Origin of the sequence: Amycolatopsis kentuckyensis (genome assembly GCF_002155975.1) — a bacterium.
GTDB classification, from domain to species: Bacteria; Actinomycetota; Actinomycetes; order Mycobacteriales; family Pseudonocardiaceae; genus Amycolatopsis; species Amycolatopsis kentuckyensis.
The window spans coordinates 1-8,786 of the sequence record NZ_MUMI01000470.1 but is presented as its reverse complement, the minus strand read 5'-3'; the positions used below and the strand labels follow the sequence as shown (position 1 = coordinate 8,786).

The following is an 8,786-nucleotide window of genomic DNA, read 5'->3' as shown; positions in this document are numbered from 1 at the left end:
CGCGGGCGATCCGGTCCGGGGCCAGGCCGGTGAGTTCCCTGCTGTCCCAGGTGATCCGGCCGCCGCGGGCGGGTTGCAGACCGCTGATGGTGCGCAGCAGGGTGGTCTTCCCGGCCCCGTTCGCGCCGAGCACGGCGGTGATCCCGCCGCGTTCGACGGTGATGCCGACGCCGTCGAGCGCGCGGACCGCGCCGTAGGCCACGGACAGCTCTTCGATCTCAAGCACCGGACGCCTCCTCGGCGGGGTCGCCGAGGTAGGCCTCGGCCACGCGCGGGTCGGCCTGGATCTGCGCCGGCGGGCCCGTCGCGATCACCTCGCCGAAGTTCAGCACCACCACCCGGTCGCAGACCTGCATGACCAGGTCCATGTGGTGTTCGACCAGCACCACCGCCATGTGCCGCCGCAGCGAGAGGATCAGGGTCGAGAGCTCGACGAGTTCGGCGGACGACAGCCCGCTCGCGGGTTCGTCGAGCAGCAGCAGATCGGGTTCGGCGACCAGGGCCCGCGCCAGCGCCACGCGTTTCCGCACGCCGTAGGGCAGCACGCCGGGCAGCCGGTCGGCGAGGTCGGCGATCCCGAGTTCGCCCAGGGTCTCGCGGGCCCGCCCGGCCAGGTCGGCTTCGTCGCGGGCCGAGCGGCCGGCGCCGACGAGGGCCGGGAGCGCGCCGGTCCGGGCGTGGCGGCCCGCGCCGGCCAGCACGTTCTCGAGGACCGTCAGTCCGGGGAACAGCCCGAGGCCCTGCAGCGTCCGGACGATCCCGAGCCGCGCGAGGTGCTCCGGGCGGTGGCGGACGAGCGGGCTTCCCCGCCACAGCACGCGGCCCGCCTGGGGCCGGACGAACCCGCAGACGACGTTGAACAGCGTCGTCTTGCCCGCGCCGTTGGGCCCGATCACCCCGACGACGGTGCCGGCGTCGACGCTCAGGTGGACGTCGTGCAGGGCGGTGAGACCACCGAAGCGGACGGTGAGGCCGTCGACCACGAGCAGGTCCTCGCCGGGCAGTGCCGCACCGAGAAGTGTCATCGACGACTCTCCTATCCCACCATGTGGACAACGCCGTACCGCGCGGTCGGTATGAAGAGGGTGGGCTGCGGCGGCGATCGTGTCAAGGTGCGAATCGCCGAAACCGGACCGGCGCCGGCGGTCCGAAAATTTCGGAACAGCCGCCGTTCGCGGAAAGTTCCGGCAACCGGCGGTGCGGCGAAAAAAGAGGGCGGGTGCGCGATGTGCGCACCCGCCCTCGGCGACCGGTCGCCGGCTCAGCCGGTGCCGCTCTGCGGGGCGATCATCGAGGAGGCGTCGATCTTCGTCTGGACCACGCCCAGCTGCTGCAGCAGGTCCGGCACCCGCTGGATGCGCCGGGCGTCCAGGCTCGACCCGAAGGCGGGCATCACCATCAGGCTGGCGATGTCCTGGTCGACCTTGGCGTTGCGGACGACCAGCGGCTCGATCCGGGCCCGGTCGATCGCGGCCCGGGTGGCGTTGAGCATCGCGCGCTGGAACGCCCGCATCGTCTTCGGGTGGTCCTGGACCCACTTGGCCGTGGCGCCGTAGCCGGTGAGCGGGAAGTTCTGGGTGCTGCCGCTGGCGGCGTCGATGACCGGGAACGCGCCCGCGGTCCGGGCGGCCTGGGTGAGGAACGGTTCCGGCTGGTAGGCCGCGTCGACCTTCCCCTGCGCCAGCGCGCCGCTCATCTCCGACAGCGGCATCGGCACCCACTGCACCTTGCCGGGGTCGACGCCGTGGTCGCGCATCACCGACCGGGTCAGCACGTCCGAAGCGGCGTTCTTCGAGCTGATGGCGATCCGCTTGCCCTGCAGGTCGCTCACCGTCTTGACCGGCGAGTTCGGCACGGTGACGACCTCGTTGCTGCGCGGGCTCGCCGACGTCCCGTCGGTCACCAGCTTCACGTCCGCGGCGCCACTGCTCTTGGCCAGGAAGAACAGGGTGTAGGTGGAGAGCGCGAGGTCGTCCTGGCCGCTGGTCATCCGGCTGAGCGTCTCCTGCCCGCTGGCACCGACGTCGGTCTGCACCTCGAGGCCTTCGGCCTTGAAGTACCCGCCCTCCTGGGCCAGCCAGAGCGGCGCGAGGTCGACGGTGGTGAGGATCGCGACCCGGATCGACGGCTTTTCGACATCACCGGCAGTGGAGGAGCTCTTGAGCTGGCTGCACCCGGTCAGCAGGACGGCGAAGACCAGGGCGAGCACGGCGAGCCGGCGTGTCGAGGCGCGATGAAGCAATGCCACTCCTCGGAGAAGATTATGGGGACCACGGAATACGGCTCGTTCGGCCGTGATCAGCGGGACTGTAGATGACGATTTCCCGGGCCGCAAATGCGTTGCCGAGAAATATGTCACGCCACGTTCACGCGAAAGAGTGACAGGACGGCGAACGGGTAACCCACTGACAGGACGGACGTCCCCGCCGGAAACAAACCGACGTCCGATCGACGGGTTTCGTGATCTTGCCACCCCAGGTAGTGACGTCGGGTTGCGCTGATCGTCGTAACGCCACCGAGTGGCGAAGCGACTGCTTGGCGTAACCTCCCCCTTCGACGAACCGGACGGCCGGAGAACCGGCAATGCGGACCAATCAATTCGCGAAGGTCTGGTACGCGCCGGAATGCGGCGCCGCCGAACAATTGATTACGAAGGTCGATTCCGGGACGCCTCGATTGGATTTCTCCGGATTCGGCCCGCGGCCGGGTGCTCGTCGATTCCGAGAACCGGGAGCCGGCGGCCGAGCGGCGGCGGCGGACGCCCCGGACGCGGCCGGAACCCTGACGGCGCACGGCGCCTGCCGAAGTCGTCCGGGATCCGGCCGCCCAGGAGAACGAATTCCGGCGGATCCCCCGGGAAAGCCGGTGGGTGTTCGGCGGCGAGCCGGACGTCCCCCTCCTTCGTCGCCGGCCCGGAAGTGAACAAGGCGGTCGGCCGGAGCCTCGGCCACCTGTCCGAATTCGGCGAAGAACGCCACACCGGCAAGCAGAAGCCGGCCGGCTATCCCTTCGCCGCGGCCTCGACGGGAGTCACGAAGCGGCGCAGCCCCGGCGTCGCCGCGCCGACCAGCACCACCGCCACGACACCCAGCACCCCGCCGCTGACCACCGCGAACGTGCCCGAGACCGCGCCCGCGACGAGACCGCCGCGGAGGTTGCCGATGTCCGGGCCGGCCTGGCCGACGATCTGCTCGGCCGCCGCCACCCGGCCGAGCAGGGCGTCCGGGGTGGCCAGCTGGACCAGCGCACTCCGCGAGACCACCGCGACCGTGTCCGCCGCCCCGGCCAGCACCAGGCAGGCGAGGCCGAGCCACCGGTCCGGGGCCAGGCCGAACCCGATCAGCGCGGCGCACCAGGCGGCCGACCCCACGAGCATCACCCGGCCCGGCCGCGGCCGCCGCGTGAACGTCCCGGAGAACAGCGAAGCCCCGGCCCCGCCGACCGCGATGGCCGAAAGGAACAGGCCGAGCGTGCGCGGGTCGCCGGCGAAGCGTTCGGCGTTGACCAGCGGGAACAGGCTGATCGGCATGGACAGCACCGTGACGGCGAGATCGGTGAGCAGCGCCCCGCGCACGACGGGCGTCCGCACGAGGAAGGCGAGCCCGTCGAGCACGCCGCCCAGCCCGGGCCGTGACGGCTCGCCGCCGGGCCGCATGGCCGGGAGGCCGAAGACGCCGTAGCAGGCCAGGCCGAACGTGACCGCGTCGACGACGTAGCAGCCGCCGGCACCGGCCCACCCGAGGACGAGCCCGCCGAGCGCGGGGCCGAGCAGCATCGCGCCCTGGAAGGCGATCCGGTTCAGCGCGAGCCCGGCGGACAGCTGCTCCGGCGGCAGCAGCCGCGGAATGAAGGTGCGCGCGGCCGGCCCGCCGCCCGCGACGAAACAGGACTGGACGGCCACCAGCCCCAGCACCGCGACGACCGGCACGTCGCCGAGAAACCCCTGCACGGCGAGGACGACCGAGCAGACGGCCTGCCCCGTGGTGGCGGCGAGAGCGACCTTCCGCCGGTCGGCGCGGTCCACGAGCGAGCCGGCGAACAGGCCGAACACGACGAGGGGAAGCGCTTGCGCCAGCCCGACGGCCCCGGTCCACAAGGTGCTCCGGGTCTGCTCCCAGACCTGGAACATCACGGCGACGAGCGTCATCTGGGAGCCGAGACCGGAGAAGACCCGGCCCAGCCACAGCCGCCGGAACGGGGGCGAGGTGCGCAGCGGGGTGAGGTCGGCGAAGGCGCGGGTCAGGGGCATGGCCGGATCACGCCGCGATTGTAACAGTGCTTACGTATTCTCGGTCAGTGCGGGAACATGGTGTCCCGCACGATGGTTCCGCCCGCGCCGAGCTGCAGCACCTCCAAGCCGCCGCCCGTCACGACGTCGCCGTCGAGCCGCACCGACTCCCATTCGAAGGTGACCACGTCGCCGGCCCGGACCGCCCCGCCCCGGGCGCGGAAGGTGAACTCGCCCGAGGCGACGAACCGCGCGTAGCTGCGGCCGACCCGCGTCTCGATCGCGGCGTGGCCGTGCGCTTCCAGGGTCAGGGCGTCGAAGCCGAGTGCCGCCGCGGCCTGCACCAGCTCCGCCGGAGGCAGGAGGACGTGCGCGCCGTCCGGGGCCCACAGCGCGCGGATCTCCGCGCGGCGGGCCCGCTCGTCGGGCTCGGTCCACAGGGCGATGTAGCGCTCGGCCAAGGTCTGCGCGTCGAGATCGGACACCGGGTCCGCCGTCATCGTTTCCACCAGGCCATCCTGGGCGGCCGGGTGCCGCCGGCCAATTCCCGGCGGGGAATCGGGAACTACGCCCCGGCCAGCTTCGGCGCCGGGCCGGGACCGGGAGCCGGCGACTGCACCGCCATGGCGGAGATCAGGTGGGCCGACCGCAGGACGGCGTCGCGCAGCAGGGCGGCGCTGTCCTGCGCCCGCGCCGGCGTGAGCACGAACCCGGCGCTCGTGTGCTCCCCCCAGCCGGTCATCACGTGCGGCTCGCCGAACCCGCGGATCGGGGACGGCAGCGGCGGCGCCACCGGCAGGTGGGCGTCGCTCGCCAGCAGGCTGACGTCGGCGCGGCCCGCCTGCTCCGGCACCGCCCGCGCGGCCCGGGACGGCGGCGCCTGGTGCGCCACGACGAGTGCCCGCGGGACCCCCAGTCCCGCGGCCACCCGGCGCTGGGCCAGCCGGTAGGCGACCAGGGCGCCGAGCCCCGCGCCGAACAGCACGTGCGGACTCTCGAGCGCCCCGGCCAGTTCCCCGGCCAGGGCCTCGACCAGCAGCCACATGTCCCGGTAGGGATGCTCGTCCCGGCGGTCGCCCCGGCCCGGCAGCTCCACGACCTGCACCGCGATCCGCGGATCGCGCCAGGCCCGGTAGCGGCCGGCGGCTTCCCCGGCGTCCGGGAAGCAGACGAACAACAGACGCTGGACGTCGTCTCGGTCCACCCGTGGCCTCCCTTCCAGCCTGGCCGGGGATAGGGTCGACCACAGCACTTCCGTTTCGCTTCGGTCCGTCTTCCGGGGGGCAATTCGTGCGCTACCGCCTGCTCGGACCGGTCACGGTCCTCGGCGACACGGGCCCGGTCCGCCCCGGCGGCCAGAAACAGACGTCCGTGCTGGCCGCCCTGCTGCTGAACCCCAACCGCGTGGTCACCGAGGACCGCCTCATCGACCTGACCTGGGGCGAGAACGCGCCGCCGAGCGTCCGCGGGCGGCTGCAGGTGCACATCTCGGAACTGCGGAAGCTGCTCGGCCGCGACGTCATCGTGCGGCGCGCGCCCGGCTACGTCATCGAGGTCGCGCCCGGCGACCGCGACCTCGACGTCTTCGACGAAGAGGTCGCCAAGGCCAGGGCCACTTCCGGCGCGGACGCCGTCGCGCACCTGCGGGCCGCGCTGGCGCTGTGGGACGGCACCCCGCTCGGCGGGGTGAGCGAGTCACTCGCGGAGTACGAGGGCCCGGCGCTGGCCGAACGCCGGCTCATCGCGCTGGAGGAGCTGTACGAGCAGGAACTCGTCGCCGGACGGCACGGTGAAGTCGTCGGGGAACTGCGGCGGCTCGTCGACGAGCACCCGTTCCGCGAGCGCCTGCGGGCCACGCTGATGCTCGCCCTGCACCGCTGCGGCCGCACCCCGGAAGCCCTGGAAACGTACGCGCGGGCCCACCGGCTGCTGGTCGACGAACTGGGCATCGAACCCGGCCAGGCCCTGCAGGACCTGCGGATGCGGATCCTGCGCGGCGAGGGCGAGCCGGCCGCCGCCCCGGCCGCCCCGCGGCCCGCCGAGCTCCCGCTGGACGTCCGCGGGTTCGCCGGCCGGGCGCCGGAGCTGGCCGCGCTCGACGAACCCGGGGACGTCTGGGTGATCACCGGCACCGCCGGCGTCGGCAAGACCGCGCTGGCCGTGCACTGGGCCCACACCGCCCGGGCGCGCTACCCCGACGGCCAGCTGTACGTGAACCTGCGCGGCTTCGACGCCGAGGACGAGCCGCTCACCCCCGCCGCGGCGCTTGCGCAGCTGCTGCGGACCCTCGGTGTCGACCTGCGGGACGTCCCGCCCGGCCTCGACGACCAGAGCAAGCTCTACCGGTCGCTGCTGGCCGACCGGCAGGCCCTGGTGGTGCTGGACAACGCCCGTGACACGGCCCAGGTGCTGCCGCTGCTGCCGTCGTCGGGGCGGGTGCTGGTGACCAGCCGCCACCGGCTCGACGAGCTGGTCGCCCGCGTCGGCGCGCGGTCGCTCGGCCTGGCGCAGCTGCGCGCGGCCGACTCACAGGCGCTGCTGACCGCCCTGCTCGGCGACCGGACCGCCGCCGAGCCGGAAGCGGCGGCCGAGCTGGCCCGCCTGTGCGGCCACCACCCGCTGGCGCTGCGGATCGCCGCGGCGAACACCGGCGTCGCCAGCATCGGCGAGCTGGTCGACGAGCTGCGCGGCGACCCGCTGGCCCACCTCGGCTTCGACGGCGAAAGCGCGGTCGCCAAGGCGTTTTCGGTGTCCTACCAGGCGCTGGCGCCCGGGCTGCGGCAGGCGTTCCGGCTGCTCGCGGTGGTGCCGGGGACCGACTTCACGGCGATCGCCGCGTCGGCCCTGCTGGAGGTGCCGGTCGACGAGGCGACCCGGCGGCTGCGCGGGCTGATCGCGGCGAACCTCCTGGAGGCGCACGCGCCCCGCCGCTACCGGTTCCACGACCTCGCCCGCCGCTACGCCGAGCAGTGCCTCCGCGCCGAGGAGGACGAGCCCGCGCGCGACCGGGCGTGGGAACGGCTGTTCACCGGCTACTGCGCGGCCGCGGACGCCGCCGTCGCGCTGCTCGGCGCGCGGATCGTGGCGCTCCCCCGCGAGGACGCGCCCTCGGCGCCGAGCCCGGTCGTCTTCGCGGGTGCCGCGGAAGCGGTGGCCTGGCTGGACGTCGAGGTGCCGAACCTTTCGGCGGCACTGCGGCAGGCGGCGGCCCGCGGACCGTACCCGGGCGCCTGGTACCTCGCCGACGCGTTGCGGCGGTTCTTCCACGACCACGGCCGGCGCGCCGAGTGGCTCGAGCTGGCCCCGATCGTGCTGCGCGCGGCGCAGGACCACGGCGCCCAGCCGGCCGAAGCGCTGGTGCACCTGTCCATGGGCGGTTCGTACTTCCGCGAGGGCCAGCACGAAGCGGGCATCCGGCACTCGGAGAAGGCGGTGCTGGCCAGCCGCGCGTGCGGCTGGCGCCAGTGCGAGGCGACGGCGGTGGCGAACCTCGGCGCGATGCTGGAGTGGACGGGACGGCTGTCGGAGGCCGTCGAGCACAGCCGGCGCGCGATCCAGCTGTTCCGCGAGCTGGCCAACCGGTCGGGCGAGGCACTGGCGCTGAACTCGCTGAGCTGCCACTACCGGCAGCTGGGGCGGCTGGAGCAGGCCGAGGACTGCCTGGTGGAGGCGATCGCGCTGGCCCGCAAGGAGGACCTGGCCTTCTGGGAGGCGGCCAACCTCGCCGACCTCGGCTCGGTGCTCCTGGCCACCGGGCGGCTGGCGGCCGCCGGCGAGGTGCTCGACCAGGCGCTGGGGGCGTTCCGCGACCTGAGCTCCAGCTTCGGCGAGGCCACGGCGTTGAACGTGGTGAGCGCACTCCAGATAGCCCGCGGCGACCACCCGGCGGCGGCGGCCACGGCGGAGGCGGCCCTGGAGTGCGTCCGCCGCGACGGCGACCGCCAGGTGGAGGCGGCGGCCCTGATCGCACTGGGCCGGGCGGAGGAGGGCCGCGGCGACTTGGCGGCGGCGGAGCGGGTCCTGCGCGAGGCTCGCGCACTGACGGCGGAGTCGGGGCTGCGCGGCCAGCTGGCCGAGGCGGCGGCGACGCTGGCCCGGGTCCTGGCGGCCGACGGGCGTCCGGGCGAGGCGGGCGAGCACGCGCGGACGGCACTGGACGCGGCCCGCGCGGGCGGGTTCCGCGTGGTGGAGGCGGAGGCGCTGCTCGGACTGGCGGCGGTCCAGGAGGCGGCGGGCCGCTCGATCCTGGCCGGCGGGACGGCGCGAGAGTCCCAGGCGCTGTACCGCGCGGTGGGCCACGTGACGGGGGAAGCCCTGGCGGGCGAGTTCCTCACGCGGCTCGGGGACCGGGCCACGGGCTGACCAGGCTGCCACGGCTGTGCGCTCTGGCACGGGCGAGCGGTCAGCCCCGGGCTGACCGCTCGCCCGTGCCAGAGCGCACAGCCGTGGCAGCCTGGTCAGCCCGTGGCCCGGTCCCCGAGCCGCGTGAGGAACTCGCCCGCCAGGGCTTCCCCCGTCACGTGGCCCACCGCGCGGTACAGCGCCTGGTACTCTCGCG

At 74.1% G+C, this 8,786-nt stretch carries 7 protein-coding genes; 1 reads left to right on the top strand and 6 read right to left on the bottom strand.

Going from position 1 to position 8,786, the window contains the following annotated elements; genetic code table 11:
* The 6 genes from CCN39_RS37280 to CCN39_RS37255 all read right to left on the bottom strand — a co-directional run.
* Positions 1-226: ATP-binding cassette domain-containing protein (locus CCN39_RS37280; RefSeq protein ID WP_143264289.1), on the bottom strand; the 226-nt coding region annotated here is incomplete at its 3' end.
* Entirely contained in the window at positions 219-1,025 is an 807-nt protein-coding gene (locus CCN39_RS37275) for an ABC transporter ATP-binding protein (RefSeq protein WP_086850138.1), read from the bottom strand. The genes CCN39_RS37280 and CCN39_RS37275, both read right to left, overlap by 8 nt.
* A 236-nt stretch (positions 1,026-1,261) precedes the next feature.
* Entirely contained in the window at positions 1,262-2,242 is a 981-nt protein-coding gene (locus tag CCN39_RS37270; RefSeq protein ID WP_086850136.1) for an ABC transporter substrate-binding protein, read from the bottom strand.
* A 759-nt stretch (positions 2,243-3,001) separates the two neighbouring features.
* Positions 3,002-4,249: an MFS transporter gene (locus tag CCN39_RS37265; protein ID WP_086850133.1), complete on the bottom strand. Its 1,248-nt coding sequence runs from the start codon at positions 4,247-4,249 to the stop codon at positions 3,002-3,004.
* A gap of 44 nt (positions 4,250-4,293) precedes the next feature.
* The gene (locus CCN39_RS37260; protein WP_434781149.1) at positions 4,294-4,737 is read right to left on the bottom strand and encodes a hypothetical protein; all 444 of its coding nucleotides are present in this window, start codon (positions 4,735-4,737) and stop codon (positions 4,294-4,296) included.
* 56 nt (positions 4,738-4,793) lie between these two features.
* Complete coding sequence (locus tag CCN39_RS37255; protein WP_086850131.1) at positions 4,794-5,432, bottom strand: thioesterase II family protein; 639 nt, start codon at positions 5,430-5,432, stop codon at positions 4,794-4,796.
* A gap of 86 nt (positions 5,433-5,518) precedes the next feature.
* On the opposite strand from CCN39_RS37255, the gene CCN39_RS37250 reads away from it, so the two are divergent.
* Positions 5,519-8,590: an AfsR/SARP family transcriptional regulator gene (locus CCN39_RS37250; RefSeq protein WP_086850129.1), complete on the top strand. Its 3,072-nt coding sequence runs from the start codon at positions 5,519-5,521 to the stop codon at positions 8,588-8,590.
* The last annotated feature ends 196 nt before the right edge of the window (positions 8,591-8,786 follow it).

What these genes read in the sequence shown, in the direction of transcription:
- CCN39_RS37265 (WP_086850133.1), bottom strand. Translation starts at nt 4,249, where the DNA reads ATGCCCCTGACCCGCGCCTTCGCCGACCTCACCCCGCTGCGCACCTCG.
- CCN39_RS37275 (WP_086850138.1), bottom strand. Translation starts at nt 1,025, where the DNA reads ATGACACTTCTCGGTGCGGCACTGCCCGGCGAGGACCTGCTCGTGGTC.